This window comes from Streptomyces sp. NPDC002092, from assembly GCF_053593775.1.
In genome coordinates this window covers 37825-58474 of the sequence record NZ_JBSFDG010000029.1, presented here as the reverse complement: position 1 = coordinate 58474, position 20650 = coordinate 37825, and the positions used below count along the sequence as shown (strand labels likewise).

The following is a 20650-nucleotide window of genomic DNA, read 5'->3' as shown; positions in this document are numbered from 1 at the left end:
AGGCCCACCGGTGACCACCCCCTCCTTGAACACGCCCCTGGAGATCCCCGCCCTCACCGACGCCGAGGAGATCCGCTGCGACGTCCTCGTCGTCGGCGGCGGCACCGCCGGCACCATGGCCGCGCTGACCGCCGCCGAGCACGGCGCGAACGTCCTCCTGCTGGAGAAGGCCCACGTCCGCCACTCCGGCGCGCTCGCCATGGGCATGGACGGCGTCAACAACGCGGTCATCCCCGGCCGCGCCGAGCCCGACGACTACGTCGCCGAGATCACCCGCGCCAACGACGGCATCGTCGACCAGTCCACCGTCCGCCAGACCGCCACCCGCGGCTTCGGCATGGTGCAGCGCCTGGAGTCGTACGGTGTGAAGTTCGAGAAGGACGAGCACGGCGACTACGCGGTCCGCCAGGTCCACCGCTCCGGCTCCTACGTCCTGCCGATGCCGGAGGGCAAGGACGTCAAGAAGGTCCTGTACCGGCAGCTGCGGCGGCGCGAGATGCGGGAGCGGATCCGCATCGAGAACCGGGTGATGCCAGTGCGTGTGCTCACCGCCGAGGGGCGCGCGGTGGGGGCGGTCGGCTTCAACACGCGCACCGGCGCGTTCGTGGTGGTGCGCGCGGGCGCGGTGATCCTGGCGACCGGCGCATGCGGCCGGCTCGGCCTCCCGGCTTCCGGCTATCTCTACGGCACGTACGAGAACCCGACCAACGCCGGTGACGGTTACGCCATGGCCTACCACGCGGGCGCCGAGCTCACCGGTATCGAGTGCTTCCAGATCAACCCGCTGATCAAGGACTACAACGGGCCGGCCTGCGCCTACGTCGCCAACCCCTTCGGCGGCTACCAGGTCAACCGGCACGGCGAACGCTTCGTCGACTCCGACTACTGGTCGGGCCAGATGATGGCCGAGTTCGCTGCGGAGGTCGCGAGCGACCGGGGTCCCGTGTACCTGAAGCTGAGCCACCTCCCTGAGGAGTCGATCTCCTCCCTGGAGTCGATCCTGCACTCGACGGAGCGGCCCACCCGGGGGACCTTCCATGCGGGCCGGGGCCACGACTACCGCACCCACGACGTCGAGATGCACATCTCCGAGATCGGCCTGTGCGGCGGTCATTCGGCCTCGGGCGTACGGGTCGACGACCACGCCCGTACAACCGTCCCCCGCCTGTACGCCGCCGGCGACCTGGCCTGCGTGCCGCACAACTACATGATCGGCGCATTCGTCTTCGGCGACCTCGCGGGCGCGGACGCCTCCCAGTACCAGGCCTACGAGGGCGAGTTGCCCGAGGAGCAGCTGCGCGAGGCGCACGAACTGATCTACCGTCCGCTGCGCAACCCGGACGGCCCGCCGCAGCCCCAGGTCGAGTACAAGCTGCGCCGCTTCGTGAACGACTACGTGGCCCCGCCGAAGTCCGGCGCCCGCCTGTCCCTGGCCCTGGAGGCCTTCGAGCGGATGCACGACGACATCGCGGCGATGGGTGCGCGCACCCCGCACGAACTGATGCGCTGCGCCGAGGTCTCCTTCATCCGCGACTGCGCGGAAATGGCCGCCCGGTCCTCCCTGGCCCGCACGGAGTCGCGCTGGGGGCTCTACCACGACCGCATCGACCACCCCCGGCGCGACGACGCCTCCTGGTTCCACCACCTCGACCTGCACAAGTCCCCCTCCGGTTCGATGGAGTTCACGGCCCGTCCCGTGGCTCCGTACCTGGTCCCCGTCGACGAGTTCACGCCCGTGGACGGCCCGTCCCGGCACATCGGCGAGGTCCACGCCGAGGACGTGGCGACCGCCGGGTCGCGGGATGTGGCGCCGGTCGCCACGGGGCCGACCTCCGCACGGGCCACCACGCCCGTGGGCCACGGCTCGGGCGAGACCGCCTCACCCCGGCTCCTGGAACTGCTGGAGCTGGCCGAGGAGCAGGCGGAACTCGCCGCGATCGAGCCCTACTTGACCGACCTCGACGCCGCCGTGCGGCGCACTGCGGTCTCGGTCCTCACCGAGACGGTGCCGCCCGGCACCGGGCAGGCCCTGGCCGGCGCCCTCAGCGACCCCGACGGCGACGTACGTGCGGCCGCCGCGGCCTCGCTGCGCGAGCTGGTCGAGACCCTCCCGCCCGAACCCGACCTGGGTGCCGCCCTCACCGCTGCGGTCGCCGAGGCCGACCCCGTGGTCCGTGCCGCCGCCCTCGACGTACTCCGCGCCCTGCGCCTGGGGAACGTCGGGGTGTTCGCCGGGGCGCTGGACGATCCCGACATCGCCGTCCGTATCGAAGCCGTGCGCGCCCTCGTCTCGGTCGACGCGGTCGAACCGCTCTCCGGTGCGGCGGCCGACGCCTCGCGCGAGGTCCGGGTCACCGTGGCCAAGGCGCTCGCCGCCGTCAGCCCTCAGGCCCGTGCCGCGAGCGGCCAGGAGCTGCTCACCGGCACCCTGGACCGGCTCACCGAGGACGGCGACCCCCTGGTCCGCGGTGCCGCACTCGGCGCGCTGGCCACCGTCGGCTGCCCGGCCCCACTCGCCGCGCGTGCGGTGGCCGCACTGGCCGACCCGGCCTGGCAGGTCCGCGCCGGTGCCGCCACCGCTCTTTCCGCCGCGCCCGCCGACACGGCCGTGCCCGCTCTCGCCAAGGCGCTCGCCGACGCCAACGCCGATGTGCGCAAGGCGGCGGTGCTCGCCCTGACCCGCCACAACGGCACAGCGGAGGCCCGGGCGGCCCTCGCCACCGTCACGTCGGATTCGGACGCGGACGTCAGGGCGTATGCGGCGCGGGGGCTGTGACGGCGCCCCGGGCCCTGTGAGGTGCCCTCCGCCGCGGGCCGGCGCCGACCGGCCGGCCCGCCTCTATATCCAGTCCGGTTCCGGCTCCGCGTCCGTCTCGGGCCAGTCGTCCTCGGCGCCCGCACCGGTATCCCCGGCGGGAGCCGTGTGAGGTGCGCCGTCCAGTGAGGCCAGCACCTCCAGCACCCCTTCCCCGTAGGTCGCCAGCTTCTTCTCACCGACCCCGCTGATGCCGCCGAGCTGCGTCACCGACGTCGGCCAGGCGGTGGCGATCTCCCGGAGTGTGGCGTCGTGGAAGATGACGTACGCCGGAACGCCCTGTTCCCGGGCCTGCTCGGCGCGCCAGGCGCGCAGCGCCTCGAACGCGGGCTGCAGTTCCTCGGGCAGCTCGGCCGCCGCGGCCCTGGCCTTGCGCTCGCCCCTGCCGGCGGAGCCCGAGGCCGAACGCGAGGCCGCCGGTTTCTTCGGCTCCTTGCGCAGCGGTACCTCCCGCTCGCGCCGGAGCACTGACCCACTGGCCTCGGTCAGGACCAGCGTGCCGTACTCCCCCTCGACCGCGAGCAGCCCCTGCGCCAGCAACTGCCGTACGACGCCCCGCCATTCGCCCTCTTCGAGCTCCTCGCCGATGCCGAACACGGACAACTGGTCGTGGTCGAACTGGATCACCTTGGCCGTGCGCTTGCCGAGCAGGATGTCGACGATCTGGACGGCGCCGAACTTCTGCCCGCGTTCGCGCTGCAGCCGCACCACCGTCGACAGGACCTTCTGGGCGGCGACCGTGCCGTCCCAGGTCTCCGGCGGGACCAGGCAGGTGTCGCAGTTGCCGCAGCCCTCGGGGTCGGGCTCCTGGCCGAAGTAGGCGAGCAGCTGGCCGCGCCGGCACTGGGCGGTCTCGCACAGCGCCAGCATCGAGTCGAGGTGGGCGGCGGCCCGGCGCCGGAACGCCTCGTCGCCCTCGCCGGACTGGATCAGTTTGCGCTGCTGTATGACGTCGTTGAGGCCGTACGCCATCCATGCCGTCGACGGCAGCCCGTCCCGGCCGGCGCGGCCCGTCTCCTGGTAGTAGCCCTCGACCGACTTCGGCAGGTCGAGGTGGGCGACGAACCGGACGTCCGGCTTGTCGATGCCCATGCCGAAGGCGATGGTCGCGACCACGACCAGGCCCTCCTCCCGCAGGAAGCGGGACTGGTGGGCCGCGCGCGTGCCCGCGTCCAGGCCTGCGTGGTAGGGCACCGCCTCGATGCCGTTGCGTGACAGGAACTCCGCCGTCGCCTCCACCGACTTGCGGGACAGGCAGTACACGATGCCCGCGTCCCCTTCGTGCTCCTGCCGCAGAAAGCTCAGCAGCTGCTTCTTGGGGTCGGCCTTGGGCACGATCCGGTACTGGATGTTGGGCCGGTCGAAGCTCGCGACGAAGTGCCGGGCCGTCGGCATGTGCAGCCGCTGGGTGATCTCCTGGTGCGTGGCATGCGTGGCCGTGGCCGTGAGCGCGATCCGTGGGACGTCCGGCCAGCGCTCGCCGAGGAGGGACAGGGAGAGATAGTCGGGGCGGAAGTCGTGACCCCACTGGGACACGCAGTGTGCCTCGTCGATCGCGAAGACCGCGATCTTGCCGCGGGAGAGGAGGTCCAGCGTCGAGTCGAGGCGCAGTCGCTCCGGTGCGAGATAGAGCAGGTCCAGCTCGCCGGCGAGGTATTCGGCCTCGACGACCCTGCGCTCGTCGAAGTCCTGCGTGGAGTTCATGAACCCGGCGCGCACGCCGAGCGCACGCAGCGCGTCCACCTGGTCCTGCATCAGCGCGATGAGTGGCGAGACCACGATGCCCGTGCCGGGTCTGACCAGGGCGGGGATCTGGTAGCACAGCGACTTGCCGCCGCCGGTCGGCATGAGCACCACGGCGTCGCCACCGGTCACCACATGCTCGATGACGGCTTCCTGTTCGCCGCGGAAGGCCTCGTAGCCGAAGACCCGGTGCAGCGTGGCCAGCGCCTCGCTCTCGGTCACCCCTGGCATCTCGCTGATCCCGCCCATCCCACCCATAGTTCCGTCCCCCGTACGTCGTCCCTCGACCACTGCCTCCACGATAGGTGCCCGCACTGACAGCCCAAGAGTTATCCACAGGCCCGGGCCCCCTCCTTACGGCAGTGTGGGCCCCGGTTCCTGTTCGAGAACCGGGGCCCACGCCCACGCAATGCAGGTCCGTGCGGGGTCAGCGCACGAACACTCCCGCCTGGCTCGCCAGGTCCAGGAAGTACTGCGGTGCCACACCGAGCACCAGCGTGACCACGACGCCGAGCCCGATCGCGGCCATCGTCAGCGGCGACGGCACCGCGACCGTCGGGCCCTCGGGCCGTGGCTCGCTGAAGAACATCAGCACGATCACGCGGATGTAGAAGAAGGCCGCGACCGCGGACGAGATCACACCGATCACGACCAGCGGGGCCGCCCCACCCTCCGCCGCCGCCTTGAACACGGCGAACTTCCCGGCGAAGCCCGAGGTCAGCGGGATGCCGGCGAAGGCCAGCAGGAACACCGCGAACACGGCCGCCACCAGCGGTGAGCGTCTGCCGAGACCGGCCCACTTGGACAGATGGGTCGCCTCGCCACCCGCGTCGCGCACCAGTGTCACCACCGCGAAGGCGCCGATGGTCACGAAGGAGTAGGCGCCCAGGTAGAAGAGGACGGAGGAGACACCGTCCTTCGACGTGGCGATGACACCCGCGAGGATGAATCCGGCGTGTGCGATCGACGAGTACGCCAGCAGCCGCTTGATGTCGGTCTGCGTGATCGCGACGATCGCACCGCCGAGCATGGTGACGATCGCGACGGCCCACATGACCGGCCGCCAGTCCCAGCGCAGGCCGGGCAGGACGACGTAGAGCAGCCGGAGCAGCGCACCGAACGCGGCCACCTTCGTCGCCGCCGCCATGAACCCGGTCACCGGCGTCGGTGCGCCCTGGTAGACGTCCGGGGTCCACATGTGGAACGGGATGGCGCCGACCTTGAACAGCAGCCCCATGACGATCATCGCGCCGCCGACGAGCAGCAGAGCGTCATTGCCCATCGTGTTGGCGAGCGCCGGGTCGACGTTCGTGACCGAGCCGTCGACGACATGCGCGATCGTCGCGTACGACACGGAGCCCGCGTAGCCGTAGAGCAGTGCGATGCCGAACAGCGTGAACGCGGAGGCGAAGGCGCCGAGCAGGAAGTACTTGACCGCGGCTTCCTGCGACATGAGCCGCTTGCGGCGGGCAAGCGCGCACAGCAGGTACAGCGGCAGCGAGAAGACCTCCAGGGCCACGAACAGGGTCAGCAGGTCGTTGGCCGAGGGGAAGACCAGCATGCCGGCGATCGCGAAGAGCAGCAGCGGGAACACCTCGGTGGTGGTGAACCCGGCCTTCACGGCCGCCTTTTCGCTGTCGCTGCCGGGCACGGACGCCGCCTGCGCGGCGAACGAGTCGACACGGTTGCCGTGCGCCTCCGGGTCCAGGCGCCGCTCGGCGAAGGTGAACAGACCGACCAGACCGGACAGCAGGATCGTGCCCTGCAGGAACAGGGACGGCCCGTCGACCGCGATCGCGCCCATCGCCGCGATGTGCGCCTTGGTGGTGCCGTATCCGCCGGCCGCGAGCGCCACGACCGCCGCGAAGGCGGCGACGAGCGCGACGGCGGACACGAACACCTGGGCGTAGTAACGGGACTTGCGCGGCACGAAGGCCTCGATCAGCACCCCGACGATCGCCGCACCGACGACGATCAAGGTGGGCGACAATTGCCCGTATTCGATCTTCGGTGCGGGGATCTTCGAGATCGGATCGGCCGCGGTTGCCGCCGTTGTCCACAGGCTGTGGACGGCTGATGCGCTCACTTGGCCACCGCCTCCACCTCAGGCTTGGGGTCCTTCTTGTGTACGTCGGACAAGGTCGACTTCACCGCCGGGTTGACGATGTCGGTGACCGGCTTCGGATAGACGCCCAGGAAGATCAGCAACACGATCAGGGGGGCGACGACCACGAGTTCGCGTGCCCTGAGGTCGGGCATCGCGGAGACCTCCTGTTTCACCGGGCCGGTCATCGTCCGCTGGTAGAGGACGAGGGTGTAGAGCGCGGCGAGCACGATGCCGAAGGTGGCGATGATCCCGATGGCCGGGTAGCGCGTGAACGTGCCGACCAGGACCAGGAACTCGCTCACGAACGGCGCGAGACCGGGCAGCGACAGGGTGGCCAGACCTCCGACCAGGAATGTGCCGGCAAGGACCGGGGCGACCTTCTGCACACCGCCGTAGTCGGCGATGAGCCGCGAGCCGCGCCGGGAGATCAGGAAGCCCGCCACCAGCATCAACGCGGCGGTGGAGATGCCGTGGTTGACCATGTAGAGCGTCGCTCCGGACTGCCCCTGGCTGGTCATCGCGAAGATGCCCAGGATGATGAACCCGAAGTGCGAGATCGACGCGTACGCGACCAGCCGCTTGATGTCCCGCTGCCCGACGGCGAGCAGCGCCCCGTAGATGATGCTGATCAGGGCCAGGACGAGGATGGCGGGCGTCGCCCACTTCGAGGCCTCCGGGAAGAGCTGGAGGCAGAAGCGGAGCATCGCGAAGGTACCCACCTTGTCGACGACCGCCGTGATGAGGACGGCGACCGGGGCGGTGGCCTCCTGCATGGCGTTGGGCAGCCAGGTGTGCAGCGGCCACAGCGGCGCCTTCACCGCGAAGGCGAAGAAGAAGCCGAGGAACAGCCAGCGTTCGGTGCTCGTCGCCATGTGCAGCGAGCCGTTGGCCCGCGCCTGCGCGATCTCCTGGAGGCTGAAGTTCCCGGCCACCACGTACAGGCCGATCACGGCGGCCAGCATGATCAGGCCGCCGACCAGGTTGTAGAGGAGGAACTTCACAGCCGCGTACGACCGCTGCGTCGACGCCGCCTCCTCACCGTGCTCGTGGGCACGGTCCCCGAAGCCGCCGATGAGGAAGTACATCGGGATCAGCATGGCTTCGAAGAAGATGTAGAAGAGGAAGACGTCGGTTGCCTCGAAGGAGATGATCACCATCGCCTCGACACCGAGGATCAGGGCGAAGAAGCCCTGCGTCGGCCGCCACCGCTTGCTGCCGGTCTCCAGCGGGTCGGCGTCGTGCCAGCCCGCGAGGATGATGAACGGGATCAGCAGCGCGGTCAGCGCGATGAGCGCCACTGCGATGCCGTCGACACCCAGCTCGTACCTGACCCCGAAGTCCTTGATCCAGGCGTGGGATTCGGTGAGCTGGTAACGGCCGCCGTCCGGGTCGAAGCGGACCAGGACGACGATCGCCAGGGCGAGTGTGGCGAGCGAGACGATCAGCGCGAGCCATTTGGCGGCGGTGCGCTGCGCGGCCGGCACGGCGGCCGTGGCGATGGCCCCGATCGCCGGGAGCACCGCCGTCGCTGTCAGCAGAGGAAAGGACATCGGTATCAGACCGCCCTCATCAGCAGGGTCGCGGCGATGAGGAGCGCCGCACCGCCGAACATCGAGACCGCGTACGACCGCGCGAAGCCGTTCTGCAGCTTGCGCATACGCCCGGACAGGCCGCCGACCGAGGCCGCCGTGCCGTTGACGACGCCGTCGACCAGGGTGTGGTCGACGTACACCAGGGACCGCGTGAGGTGTTCGCCGCCGCGGACCAGGACGACGTGGTTGAAGTCGTCCTGCAGCAGATCGCGCCGGGCGGCCCGGGTGAGCAGCGATCCGCGGGGGGCGACGGACGGGACCGGGCGACGGCCGTACATGGCGTAAGCGATGCCGACGCCGATGAGCAGGCAGACCATCGTCCCTCCGGTGACCGCCGCCGCGCTGAGCGGGGAGTTGCCCTCGCTGTGGCCGGTGATCGGCTCCAGCCAGTGCAGGAAGCGGTCGCCGATGCTGAAGAACGCGCCGCCGAAGACCGAGCCGACGGCCAGCACGATCATGGGGATCGTCATGACCTTCGGGGACTCGTGCGGATGCGGCTCGGCGTGCTCGCCATGATGCTCGGCGGCGGGCTCCGCGCTCGGCGCCTCCGGGGAGCGGGTGGGCTGGTTGCGCCAGCGCTCCTCGCCGAAGAACGTCATCAGCATCACGCGCGTCATGTAGAACGCGGTGATGGCCGCGCCCAGCAGGGCCGCGCCGCCGAGGATCCAGCCCTCGGTGCCGCCCTTCGCGAAGGCCGCCTCGATGATCTTGTCCTTGGAGAAGAAGCCGGACAGACCGGGGAAGCCGATGATGGCGAGGTAGCCGAGGCCGAAGGTGATGAAGGTGACCGGCATGTACTTGCGCAGGCCCCCGTACTTCCTCATGTCGACCTCGTCGTTCATGCCGTGCATGACCGATCCGGCACCGAGGAAGAGCCCGGCCTTGAAGAAGCCGTGCGTCACCAGGTGCATGATCGCGAAGACGTAACCGATGGGGCCGAGGCCCGCCGCCAGCACCATGTAGCCGATCTGCGACATGGTCGAGCCGGCCAGCGCCTTCTTGATGTCGTCCTTCGCGCAACCGACGATCGCACCGAACAGGAGCGTGACGGCACCGACCACGGTGACCGCCAGCTGCGCGTCGGGCGCGGCGTTGAAGATCGCTCCGGAGCGGACGATGAGGTAGACGCCGGCGGTCACCATGGTCGCGGCGTGGATGAGGGCCGAGACCGGGGTCGGGCCCTCCATCGCGTCCCCGAGCCAGGACTGCAGCGGCACCTGGGCGGACTTGCCGCACGCGGCGAGCAGGAGCATCAGGCCGATGGCGGTGAGCTTGCCCTCGCCGGTGTCCCCGGTGTGGCTGAGGACCGGCCCGAAGGCGAAGGTCCCGAAGGTCGTGAACATCAGCATGATGGCGATGGACAGGCCCATGTCGCCGACGCGGTTGACCAGGAAGGCCTTCTTCGCCGCGGTCGCCGCGCTGGGCTTGTGCTGCCAGAAGCCGATCAGCAGGTAGGAGGCGAGGCCGACGCCCTCCCAACCGACGTACAGCAACAGGTAGTTGTCGGCGAGGACGAGCAGCAGCATCGCCGCGAGGAACAGGTTCAGATAGCCGAAGAAGCGGCGGCGGCGCTCGTCGTGCTCCATGTAGCCGACCGAGTACAGGTGGATCAGCGAGCCGACACCGGTGATCAGCAGGACGAACGTCATCGAGAGTTGGTCGAGGCGGAAGGCGACATCCGCCTGGAAGCCCTGGACCGGGACCCAGCTGAACAGGTGCTGGATCAGGGTCCGGTGTTCGGCGCCCTTGCCGAGCAGGTCGGCGAAGAGGACGACGCCGATGACGAAGGAGGCTCCGGCGAGGACCGTGCCGATCCAGTGGCCGACGGCATCGAGCCGCCGGCCGCCGCACAGCAGTACGGCCGCTCCGAGCAGTGGCGCCGCCACCAGCAGCGCAATCAGGTTCTCCACGATTCAGCGACCCCTCAGAGCTTCATCAGGCTGGCGTCGTCGACCGAGGCCGAGTGGCGGGAACGGAACAGGGACACGATGATCGCGAGGCCGACCACGACCTCCGCGGCGGCCACGACCATCGTGAAGAAGGCGATGATCTGGCCGTCGAGATTGCCGTGCATCCGGGAGAAGGTGACGAACGCGAGGTTGCAGGCGTTGAGCATGAGCTCGATGCACATAAACACGACGATCGCGTTGCGCCTGATCAGTACGCCGGTGGCGCCGATCGTGAACAACAGGGCGGCGAGATACAGGTAGTTGACCGGGTTCACTTCGACGCCTCCTCGGCCCGCTTGAGGTTCGCCGGATCGATCGCGGTCCGCTCCAGGCGCTCTTCCGCGCGCTGCTCCAGTGCCCGCAGGTCGTTGAGCGCCTCGGCCGACACGTCACGGATCTGGCCGCGTTCACGCAGCGTCTTGCTGACCGTGAGCTCGGACGGGGTGCCGTCGGGCAGCAGGCCCGCGATGTCCACCGCGTTGTGCCGGGCGTACACGCCGGGCGCCGGCAGCGGCGGCACGTGCTTGCCTTCCCGGACGCGCTGTTCGGACAGCTCGCGCTGGGTCTTGGCACGTTCGGTGCGCTCGCGGTGCGTGAGCACCATGGCGCCGACCGCGGCCGTGATCAGCAGGGCGCCGGTGATTTCGAAGGCGAAGACGTACTTGGTGAAGATGAGGGCCGCGAGGCCCTCCACATTGCCGTTCGCGTTCGCCTCGCCCAGGCCGTTGAAGTCCTTGAGGGAGGCGTTGCCGATCCCGGCGAGCAGCAGGATGCCGAAGCCGAGCCCGCACAGAAGGGCCAGCCAGCGCTGGCCCTTGATGGTCTCCTTCAGGGAGTCCGCGGCCGTCACACCGACGAGCATCACCACGAACAGGAACAGCATCATGATCGCGCCGGTGTAGACGACGATCTGCACGATGCCCAGGAAGTAGGCGCCGTTGGCGAGGTAGAAGATCGCCAGGATGATCATGGTGCCGGCGAGCGAGAGCGCACTGTGGACGGCCCTCTTCATGAAGACGGTCGCCAGGGCGCCGATCACGGCGACGGTGCCGAGGACCCAGAACTGGAAGGCCTCTCCGGTGGAGGTGGAGTAGGCGGCGAGTTGCGCGCTCATCAGCCGATCACCTTCTTCGAGGCGGGCTCGTCCTCACCGAAGGTGGAGGCGGCCTCCTGGACGACCTCGCCCTTGGAGAGGGCCACCTGGCGCTCGGTGCCGGGCGCGGCCTCGGTGACCAGCCCCCGGTAGTAGTCCTGCTCGTCCATCCCCGGGTAGATGGCGTGCGGGCTGTCGACCATGCCCTCTTCGAGGCCGGCGAGCAGCTGTTCCTTGGTGTAGATGAGGTTGGCGCGGCTGGAGTCGGCGAGTTCGAACTCGTTGGTCATCGTGAGCGCGCGCGTGGGGCACGCCTCGATGCACAGGCCGCACAGGATGCAGCGGGCGTAGTTGATCTGGTACACGCGCCCGTACCGCTCGCCCGGCGAGTAGCGCTCCTCGTCCGTGTTGTCGGCGCCCTCCACATAGATGGCGTCAGCGGGACAGGCCCAGGCGCACAGCTCGCAGCCGACGCACTTCTCCAGGCCGTCCGGATGGCGGTTGAGCTGGTGCCGTCCGTGGAACCGCGGAGCGGTGGTCTTCTGCTGCTCCGGGTACTGCTCGGTCAGCCGCTTCTTGAACATGGCCTTGAAGGTCACGCCGAAGCCGGCGACGGGGTTCATGAAACCGGGCTTGGTCTCCTTCGGCTCCTCAGCCATCGGACGCCTCCTTTCCATCCGAAGATCCGTCACTGGCAGTATCCGACCCACCACTGACAATCAGCTCTCGCTCGCGGCGCGGACTGCGCCTCGGCACCGGCGGCAGCTCCTGTCCCGGCAGGGGCGGTACGGGGAATCCGCCCGCCATCGGGTCGAATCCGGCGGCCTGTTCGGCAGGCGGCTCGGCTTTCCCGGTCTTGTCGCGGAAGATGTCGGCGACGAAGGACAGAAGCAGCAGGGCGAGGACGCCGCCGCCGATGTAGAGGGCGATGTCGGCGAAGTCGTAGTGCTCGTTCCTGAGGGCCCGGACGGTCGCGACCAGCATCAGCCAGACCACGGAGACCGGGATGAGGACCTTCCAGCCGAGCTTCATCAGCTGGTCGTAGCGGACCCGCGGGAGCGTGCCGCGCAGCCAGATGAAGAAGAACAGCAGCAGCTGCACCTTGATCACGAACCAGAGCAGCGGCCACCAGCCGTGGTTGGCGCCCTCCCAGAAGGTGCTGATCGGCCAGGGAGCGCGCCAGCCGCCGAGGAAGAGGGTGGTCGACACTGCCGAGACCGTCACCATGTTCACGTACTCGGCGAGCATGAACATCGCGAACTTGATCGACGAGTACTCGGTGTTGAAGCCGCCGACCAGGTCGCCCTCGGACTCCGGCATGTCGAAGGGGGCGCGGTTGGTCTCGCCGACCATCGTGACGATGTAGAGGATGAAGGAGACCGGCAGCAGGACGATGTACCAGCGGTCGTGCTGCTGCTCGACGATCGTCGACGTCGACATCGACCCCGAGTAGAGGAACACGGAGGCGAAGGCGGCGCCCATGGCGATCTCGTACGAGATCATCTGCGCGCAGGAGCGCAGGCCGCCGAGGAGCGGATAGGTGGATCCAGAACTCCAACCCGCCAGCACGATGCCGTAGATGCCGACCGAGGCGACCGCGAGGATGTACAGCATCGCGATCGGAAGGTCGGTCAACTGCATCGTCGTACGGTGACCGAAGATCGAGATCTCGTTGCCGGCCGGGCCGAAGGGGATCACCGCGATCGCCATGAAGGCCGGGATGGCCGCGACGATCGGCGCGAGGACGTAGACGACCTTGTCCGCGCGTTTGACGATGACGTCTTCCTTGAGCATCAGCTTGATGCCGTCGGCGAGCGACTGGAGCATGCCCCAGGGGCCGTGCCGGTTCGGGCCGATGCGCAGCTGCATCCAGGCGACGACCTTGCGCTCCCAGACGATGGAGAACAGCACGGTCACCATCAGGAAGGCGAAGCAGAAGACGGCCTTGATGACGACCAGCCACCAGGGGTCGCGGCCGAACATCGAGAGGTCTTCAGCGGCGAGGTACGGGCTCATGCCTCCACCTCCTTGGGGGCCTCGCCGACGAGCGTCGCCGGGCCGATGCGGACGAGAGCGCCGGGCAGCGCCCCGGTGTCGGAGGCGACGCCCCCGCCTGCGGAGTTCAGCGGGAGCCAGACCACCCGGTCGGGCATCTCCGCGATCCGCAGCGGCAGTTCGACCGCTCCGGAGGGACCGGTCACCGCGAGGGTGTCGCCGTCCTTGACTCCCGCCTCGGCGGCGGTCGCGGCCGACACGCGCGCGTGGGCGGCGTGCCGGGTTCCGGCGAGCGCTTCGTCGCCCTCCTGGAGGAGCCCCTGGTCGAGCAGCAGCCGGTGCCCGGCCAGTACGGCCTCACCGGCGGCGGGCCGTGGCAGCTGGGCCGCGGTTTCGAGGGGTTCCGTGGCCCGAGGTCCGTCCCAGGGGCCGAGCCGGTCGATCTCCGCGCGTACGGTGCGCAGATCCGGCAGCCCCAGGTGGACGTCCATGGCGTCGGCCAGCATCTGCAGCACGCGCGCGTCGGTGGGCGCGAGGCGGCGGGTCATCTGGTCCGGCTTGAGCGCGGCCTCGAAGAACCGCACCCGGCCTTCCCAGTTGAGGAAGGTGCCGGCCTTCTCGGCGACCGCGGCGACGGGAAGGACGACGTCGGCGCGTTCGGTGACCTCACTGGGGCGCAGCTCCAGCGACACCACGAATCCGGCCTCCTGCAGTGCTTCACGCGCGCGTGCCGGGTCCGGCAGGTCGGCGACCTCGACGCCCGCGACCAGCAGTGCCTGCAGCTCGCCGGTGGCCGCGGCCTCGACGATCTGGCTGGTGTCGCGGCCGTAGCGGTGCGGGAGTTCGGCGAGGCCCCAGGCCGCAGCGACCTCCTCACGCGCGCGTGGATCGGTGGCCGGACGTCCGCCCGGCAGCAGCGAGGGCAGCGCGCCCGCCTCGAGGGCACCGCGCTCACCGGCCCGCCGCGGGATCCACACCAGCTGGGCGCCGGTCGCGGAGGCGGCCCGCACGGCCGCGGTGAGTCCGCCTGCCACGGCGGCCAGCCGCTCGCCGACGACGATCACCGCGCCCTCGGCGCGCAGCGCCTCGGCCGCCCTGGCCCCGTCGTCCTCCAGTCCGACGCCGCTCGCGAGTGCGTCCAGCCACTCGGTCTCGGTGCCCGGGGCGGCCGCGAGCAACGTGCCACCGGCCTTCTCCAGGCCGCGCGTGGTGTGCGTGGCGAGCGAGAACACCTGCTGGCCGTGCCTGCGCCAGGCCTTGCGCAGCCGCAGGAAGACGCCGGGCGCCTCCTCCTCGGCCTCGAACCCGACCAGCAGAACGGCGGGCGCCTTCTCCAGGGAGGTGTACGTGACGCCCGTACCGTCGAGATCACGTCCGCGTCCGGCGATCCTCGCGGCGAGGAAGTCGGCTTCCTCGCTGCCGTGCACGCGCGCGCGGAAGTCGATGTCGTTCGTGTCGAGGGCCACGCGCGCGAACTTGCTGTACGCGTAGGCGTCCTCGACGGTGAGGCGGCCGCCGGTCAGGACGCCGGTCCTGCCGCGGGAGGCGAGCAGTCCCTGAGCGGCGATCTGCAGCGCCTCCGGCCAGGAGGCCGGTTCGAGGTCGCCCTCCGCGTTCCGTACGAGGGGTGTCTGGAGCCGGTCCCGCTGCTGTGCGTAGCGGAACGCGAAGCGTCCCTTGTCGCAGATCCACTCCTCGTTGACCTCGGGGTCGTTGGCGGCGAGCCGCCGCATGACCTTGCCGCGCCGGTGGTCGGTGCGGGTGGCGCAGCCGCCGGAGCAGTGCTCGCACACGCTCGGCGAGGACACGAGGTCGAAGGGGCGGGAGCGGAATCGGTACGCCGCCGAGGTCAGCGCGCCGACCGGGCAGATCTGGATGGTGTTGCCGGAGAAGTACGACTCGAAGGGGTCGCCCTCGCCGGTGCCGACCTGCTGCAGGGCGCCCCGCTCCACGAGTTCGATCATCGGATCGCCCGCGATCTGGTTGGAGAAGCGGGTGCAGCGGGCGCACAGCACGCACCGCTCACGGTCGAGCAGCACCTGCGTGGAGATCGGCACGGGCTTCTCGTACGTCCGCTTCTTGCCCTCGAAGCGCGACTCGGCCTGCCCGTGCGACATGGCCTGGTTCTGCAGGGGGCACTCACCGCCCTTGTCGCAGACCGGGCAGTCCAGCGGGTGGTTGATGAGGAGGAGCTCCATCACACCGTGCTGGGCCTTCTCGGCGACCGGCGAGGTGAGGTGCGTCTTCACGACCATGCCGTCCGTGCACGTGATGGTGCAGGACGCCATCGGCTTGCGCTGGCCCTCGACCTCGACGATGCACTGCCGGCAGGCGCCGGCCGGGTCGAGGAGGGGGTGGTCGCAGAAGCGGGGGATCTCGATTCCGAGCTGTTCGGCGGCCCGGATGACCAGGGTGCCCTTGGGCACGCTGATCTCGGCGCCGTCGATGGTCAGCGTCACGAGATCTTCCGGCGGGACCGCCGCCTCTCCCCCTCCGGAGGGAGCGCTGGTGGTCACGGTCATGCGTTCACCTCCGTGCGGTCGGCCCAGGCCGTCGACTTGGCCGGGTCGAAGGGGCAGCCGCGGCCCGTGATGTGCTGCTCGTACTCCTCGCGGAAGTACTTCAGCGAGGAGAAGATCGGCGAGGCGGCGCCGTCGCCGAGGGCGCAGAACGACTTGCCGTTGATGTTGTCGGCGATGTCGTTCAGCTTGTCGAGGTCGGACATCACGCCCTTGCCGGCCTCGATGTCGCGCAGCAACTGCACGAGCCAGTACGTCCCTTCGCGGCACGGCGTGCACTTGCCGCAGGACTCGTGGGCGTAGAACTCGGTCCAGCGGGTGACGGCGCGGACGACGCAGGTCGTCTCGTCGAAGCACTGCAGGGCCTTGGTGCCGAGCATGGAGCCGGCGGCGCCCACTCCCTCGTAGTCGAGGGGTACGTCGAGGTGCTCGTCGGTGAACATCGGCGTCGAGGAGCCGCCCGGTGTCCAGAACTTGAGCCGGTGGCCCGGCCGCATGCCGCCGCTCATCTCGAGGAGCTGGCGGAGCGTGATGCCGAGCGGGGCCTCGTACTGGCCGGGGCTCGCGACATGGCCGCTGAGCGAGTAGAGCGTGAAGCCCGGGGACTTCTCGCTGCCCATCGACCGGAACCATTCCTTGCCCCGGTTCAGGATCGCGGGAACCGACGCGATCGACTCGACGTTGTTCACAACAGTCGGGCACGCGTAGAGGCCCGCCACCGCAGGGAAGGGGGGACGGAGCCGCGGTTGACCCCGGCGGCCTTCGAGCGAGTCGAGCAGTGCGGTCTCCTCACCGCAGATGTACGCGCCGGCGCCGGCGTGCACGGTGAGCTGGAGGTTCAGCCCGCTGCCCAGGATGTTCTCGCCGAGGTAGCCGGCCTCGTAGGCCTCGCGCACGGCCTCGTGCAACCGCCGCAACACGGGGACGACTTCACCACGCAGATAGATGAAGGCATGCGAAGACCTGATGGCATAACACGCGATGACAATGCCCTCGATGAGGCTGTGCGGGTTCGCGAAGAGGAGCGGGATGTCCTTGCACGTCCCTGGCTCCGACTCGTCGGCGTTGACAACTAGATAGTGCGGCTTTCCATCACCCTGGGGAATGAACTGCCATTTCATTCCCGTGGGGAATCCCGCGCCGCCACGGCCGCGCAGCCCGGAGTCCTTGACGTACGCGATCAGGTCGTCCGGGGACATCGCGAGCGCCTTGCGGAGCCCCTCGTATCCTTCGTGCCTTCGGTAGACGTCCAGAGTCCAGGACCGGTCCTCGTCCCAGAAGGCCGACAGCACGGGTGCGAGCAGCTTCTCGGGGCTGTTGTTCTTCAGTTCGGGTGCCAAGGTCATCACTCCCCCTCCTCGGCGGCAGGCCCTGCCGGGTGGGCCGGGTCGGAGGCCGACGTGTCCTGTGGCGCATCGTGTGAGCTGAGGTGCTCGGTCGGCGACGGCTCGTGCACTTCCCTGTCCTGCGGCTCGTCCTCGTGCGGGCCGCCGTCCCGCGGATGGACCACGCGCGCGGGTGCGGCCTCTCCCCTTGCCAGGCGAAGGCCCACCAGCGACGCCGGTCCCGCACTGCCGCTTGCCTCGACGGCCCCTGGCCGCTCGTCGGGGAAGCCGGCCAGCATCCGCGCGGTGTCCTTGAAGGTGCACAGACGCGCCCCGCGCGTGGGCTCGACGTCCCGTCCCGCGCGCAGATCGTCGACGAGGCGCTTGGCACTGGCCGGGGTCTGGTTGTCGAAGAACTCCCAGTTGACCATCACCACCGGCGCGAAGTCGCAGGCCGCGTTGCACTCGATGTGCTCCAGGGTGACCTTGCCGTCGTCGGTGGTCTCGCCGTTGCCGACGCCGAGGTGCTCCTGGAGCTCCTCGAAGATCGCGTCACCGCCCATCACCGCACACAGCGTGTTGGTGCAGACGCCCACCTGGTAGTCACCGCTCGGCTTGCGCCGGTACATCGTGTAGAAGGTCGCGACGGCGGTGACCTCGGCCGTGGTCAGGCCGAGCATGTCCGCGCAGAACTGCATCCCGGTGCGCGTGACATGGCCCTCCTCCGACTGCACGAGGTGCAGCAACGGCAGGAGAGCGGACCGGGAGTCGGGGTAGCGGGCGATCACCTCCCGCGCGTCCGCCTCGAGCCGGGCTCGGACGTCGTCCGGGTAGGCGGGCGCGGGCAGTTCGGGCATGCCCAGGCTGACGCCCCGCTCCGAAGAACTGGTGGTCACCGGTCGACGCCTCCCATCACGGGGTCGATGGACGCGACGGCGACGATGACGTCGGCGACCTGGCCGCCCTCGCACATCGCCGCCATGGCCTGCAGGTTGGTGAAGGACGGGTCACGGAAGTGGACCCGGAAGGGGCGGGTGCCGCCGTCGGACACGGCATGCACCCCGAGTTCGCCCTTGGGCGACTCGACGGCCGCGTACGCCTGTCCCGGCGGCACGCGGAAACCCTCGGTGACCAGCTTGAAGTGGTGGATCAGGGCCTCCATGGAGGTGCCCATGATCTTCTTGATGTGGTCGAGGGAGTTGCCGAGCCCGTCCGGTCCCAGGGCGAGCTGGGCGGGCCAGGCGATCTTCTTGTCGGCGACCATGACCGGTCCGGGCTGCAGCCGGTCCAGGCACTGCTCGACGATCCTGAGGGACTGGCGCATCTCCTCCAGGCGGATCAGGAAGCGCCCGTAGGAGTCGCAGGTGTCGGCGGTCGGGACGTCGAAGTCATACGTCTCGTAGTCGCAGTACGGCTGCGTCTTGCGCAGGTCGTGCGGCAGACCGGTGGAGCGCAGGATCGGGCCGGTGGCGCCGAGGGCCATGCAGCCGGCCAGGTCGAGATAGCCGACGTCCTGCATACGGGCCTTGAAGATGGGGTTCCCGGTGGCGAGCTTGTCGTACTCCGGGAGGTTCTTCTTCATCTTCTTCACGAACTCGCGGATGTGGTCCACCGCGCCGGGCGGCAGGTCCTGCGCGAGTCCGCCGGGCCGGATGTACGCGTGGTTCATCCTGAGGCCCGTGATGAGCTCGTAGATGTCGAGAATCATTTCACGATCACGGAATCCGTAGATCATGATCGTGGTGGCGCCGAGTTCCATGCCGCCCGTGGCGATGCACACCAGATGCGAGGAGAGCCGGTTCAGCTCCATCAGGAGCACCCGGATGATCTTGGCGCGCTCGGTGATCTGGTCCTCGATGCCGAGGAGTTTCTCGACGGCCAGGCAGTAGGCGGTCTCGTTGAAGAAGGACGTCAGATAGTCCATGCGCGTCACGAACGTGGTGCCCTGCGTCCACGTGCGGAACTCGAGGTTCTTCTCGATGCCGGTGTGTAGGTAGCCGATGCCGCAGCGGGCCTCGGTGACCGTCTCGCCGTCGATCTCCAGGATCAGACGGAGCACTCCATGGGTGGAGGGGTGCTGGGGTCCCATGTTGACGACGATGCGCTCGTCGTCGGCGCGGGCCGCGGACTGGACGATCTCGTCCCAGTCGCCACCGGTGACCGTGTAGACGGTGCCTTCCGTGGTCTCGCGAGGAGAGGCTTGCGAAGTGCTCACGAGTACGACCTCCGCTGGTCCGGAGCCGGGATCTGGGCGCCCTTGTACTCGACGGGGATGCCGCCGAGGGGGTAGTCCTTGCGCTGCGGATGGCCCTGCCAGTCGTCCGGCATCATGATCCGCGTCAGGGCCGGGTGACCGTCGAAGACGATCCCGAAGAAGTCGTAGGTCTCGCGCTCGTGCCAGTCGTTCGTCGGGTACACCGACACCAGGGACGGGATCTTCGGGTCGGCGTCCGGGGCGCTGACTTCGAGGCGGATCAGCCGGTTGTGGGTGATCGAGCGCAGGTGGTAGACGGCGTGCAGCTCGCGGCCCTTGTCGTGCGGGTAGTGGACTCCGCTGACGCCGGTACAGAGCTCGAAACGCAGGGCGGGGTCGTCGCGCAGGGTGCGGGCGACGCGCAGCAGGTGCTCGCGCTCGATGTGGAAGGTGAGTTCCCCGCGGTCGACGACCGTCTTCTCGATGGCGTTGTCCTGGAGGAGTCCTTGCTCCTCCAGGGCGCCCTCCAGTTCGTCGGCGACCTCGTCGAACCATCCGCCGTAGGGGCGGGCCGCCGGTCCCGGGAGGCGGACCGAGCGGACCAGGCCGCCGTAGCCGGAGGTGTCGCCGCCGTTGTTGGCGCCGAACATGCCGCGCTGTACGCGGATCTCCTCACCGCCCTCGCCGCGCCGGCCGGGGAGGTTGGCGGCGCCGAGATCCTTCTCCGGGTTGACCCCGTTGGTGCCGTTCGCGTCGCTCACCGCAGCAGCCCCTTCATCTCGATCGTGGGCAGGGCCTTGAGCGCCGCTTCCTCCGCCTCGCGGGCCGCTTCCTCGGCGTTCACGCCGAGCTTGGAGGACTGGATCTTCTGGTGCAGCTTGAGGATGGCGTCCATCAGCATCTCGGGCCGCGGCGGGCAGCCGGGCAGATAGATGTCGACCGGCACGATGTGGTCGACGCCCTGGACGATCGCGTAGTTGTTGAACATGCCGCCCGAGGAGGCGCAGACCCCCATGGAGATCACCCACTTGGGGTTCGGCATCTGGTCGTAGACCTGGCGCAGCACCGGCGCCATCTTCTGGCTCACCCGGCCGGCCACGATCATCAGGTCCGCCTGGCGGGGCGAACCGCGGAAGACCTCCATGCCGAAGCGCGCCAGGTCGTAGCGGCCGGCGCCGGTGGTCATCATCTCGATGGCGCAGCAGGCCAGGCCGAACGTGGCCGGGAAGACGGACGCCTTGCGCACCCAGCCCGCGGCCTGCTCGACGGTGGTCAGCAGGAATCCGCTCGGCAGCTTTTCTTCGAGTCCCATGTGTTA

Annotated in this window: 15 protein-coding genes; 1 reads left to right on the top strand and 14 read right to left on the bottom strand. The window is 69.4% G+C overall.

The features are described 5' to 3' along the window. The first annotated feature begins 10 nt into the window (after positions 1–10). Positions 11–2776 carry a fumarate reductase/succinate dehydrogenase flavoprotein subunit gene (locus ACWCRD_RS41390; RefSeq protein WP_450970831.1) on the top strand — a complete coding sequence of 922 codons (2766 nt, stop codon included), beginning with the start codon at positions 11–13 and terminating at the stop codon, positions 2774–2776. A 63-nt stretch (positions 2777–2839) separates the two neighbouring features. Here ACWCRD_RS41390 and recQ read toward each other — a convergent pair whose 3' ends face one another. The 14 genes from recQ to ACWCRD_RS41320 all read right to left on the bottom strand — a co-directional run bounded on the left by recQ (position 2840) and on the right by ACWCRD_RS41320 (position 20644). Then, the gene (recQ, locus tag ACWCRD_RS41385) at positions 2840–4816 is read right to left on the bottom strand and encodes a DNA helicase RecQ (protein WP_450970856.1); all 1977 of its coding nucleotides are present in this window, start codon (positions 4814–4816) and stop codon (positions 2840–2842) included. Positions 4817–4985: 169 nt separating this feature from the next. After that, the gene (gene nuoN / locus ACWCRD_RS41380) at positions 4986–6644 is read right to left on the bottom strand and encodes an NADH-quinone oxidoreductase subunit NuoN (protein ID WP_450970830.1); all 1659 of its coding nucleotides are present in this window, start codon (positions 6642–6644) and stop codon (positions 4986–4988) included. Continuing rightward, positions 6641–8215, bottom strand: a complete 1575-nt coding sequence (locus ACWCRD_RS41375) for an NADH-quinone oxidoreductase subunit M (protein WP_450970829.1) — start codon at positions 8213–8215, stop codon at positions 6641–6643. Before ACWCRD_RS41375 ends, nuoN begins: the two co-directional genes overlap by 4 nt. A gap of 5 nt (positions 8216–8220) precedes the next feature. Beyond that, positions 8221–10167: an NADH-quinone oxidoreductase subunit L gene (gene nuoL / locus ACWCRD_RS41370; RefSeq protein WP_450970828.1), complete on the bottom strand. Its 1947-nt coding sequence runs from the start codon at positions 10165–10167 to the stop codon at positions 8221–8223. A 14-nt stretch (positions 10168–10181) separates the two neighbouring features. Beyond that, positions 10182–10481, bottom strand: coding sequence for an NADH-quinone oxidoreductase subunit NuoK (nuoK, locus tag ACWCRD_RS41365; protein WP_020130147.1), 300 nt, complete (start codon positions 10479–10481; stop codon positions 10182–10184). Then, positions 10478–11320: an NADH-quinone oxidoreductase subunit J gene (locus ACWCRD_RS41360; protein WP_450970827.1), complete on the bottom strand. Its 843-nt coding sequence runs from the start codon at positions 11318–11320 to the stop codon at positions 10478–10480. The genes nuoK and ACWCRD_RS41360 overlap by 4 nt, the downstream gene beginning before the upstream one ends. Then, positions 11320–11958, bottom strand: coding sequence for an NADH-quinone oxidoreductase subunit NuoI (nuoI, locus tag ACWCRD_RS41355; RefSeq protein WP_450970826.1), 639 nt, complete (start codon positions 11956–11958; stop codon positions 11320–11322). The genes ACWCRD_RS41360 and nuoI overlap by 1 nt, the downstream gene beginning before the upstream one ends. Beyond that, positions 11951–13315, bottom strand: a complete 1365-nt coding sequence (gene nuoH, locus ACWCRD_RS41350) for an NADH-quinone oxidoreductase subunit NuoH (RefSeq protein ID WP_450970825.1) — start codon at positions 13313–13315, stop codon at positions 11951–11953. The genes nuoI and nuoH overlap by 8 nt, the downstream gene beginning before the upstream one ends. Then, positions 13312–15816 carry an NADH-quinone oxidoreductase subunit G gene (locus ACWCRD_RS41345; protein ID WP_450970824.1) on the bottom strand — a complete coding sequence of 835 codons (2505 nt, stop codon included), beginning with the start codon at positions 15814–15816 and terminating at the stop codon, positions 13312–13314. Before ACWCRD_RS41345 ends, nuoH begins: the two co-directional genes overlap by 4 nt. After that, entirely contained in the window at positions 15813–17159 is a 1347-nt protein-coding gene (gene nuoF / locus ACWCRD_RS41340; RefSeq protein ID WP_450970823.1) for an NADH-quinone oxidoreductase subunit NuoF, read from the bottom strand. Before nuoF ends, ACWCRD_RS41345 begins: the two co-directional genes overlap by 4 nt. Next, on the bottom strand, positions 17159–18034 hold the full coding sequence (gene nuoE, locus ACWCRD_RS41335) for an NADH-quinone oxidoreductase subunit NuoE (RefSeq protein ID WP_450970822.1): 876 nt from the start codon (positions 18032–18034) through the stop codon (positions 17159–17161). The genes nuoF and nuoE overlap by 1 nt, the downstream gene beginning before the upstream one ends. Continuing rightward, positions 18031–19353 carry an NADH-quinone oxidoreductase subunit D gene (locus ACWCRD_RS41330; RefSeq protein WP_365833751.1) on the bottom strand — a complete coding sequence of 441 codons (1323 nt, stop codon included), beginning with the start codon at positions 19351–19353 and terminating at the stop codon, positions 18031–18033. The genes nuoE and ACWCRD_RS41330 overlap by 4 nt, the downstream gene beginning before the upstream one ends. Beyond that, positions 19350–20093 (bottom strand): NADH-quinone oxidoreductase subunit C, encoded by a 744-nt coding sequence (locus ACWCRD_RS41325; RefSeq protein ID WP_450970821.1) that lies wholly within the window; start codon positions 20091–20093, stop codon positions 19350–19352. The genes ACWCRD_RS41330 and ACWCRD_RS41325 overlap by 4 nt, the downstream gene beginning before the upstream one ends. Next, on the bottom strand, positions 20090–20644 hold the full coding sequence (locus ACWCRD_RS41320; protein ID WP_007383964.1) for a NuoB/complex I 20 kDa subunit family protein: 555 nt from the start codon (positions 20642–20644) through the stop codon (positions 20090–20092). The genes ACWCRD_RS41325 and ACWCRD_RS41320 overlap by 4 nt, the downstream gene beginning before the upstream one ends. Positions 20645–20650 lie beyond the last annotated feature (6 nt).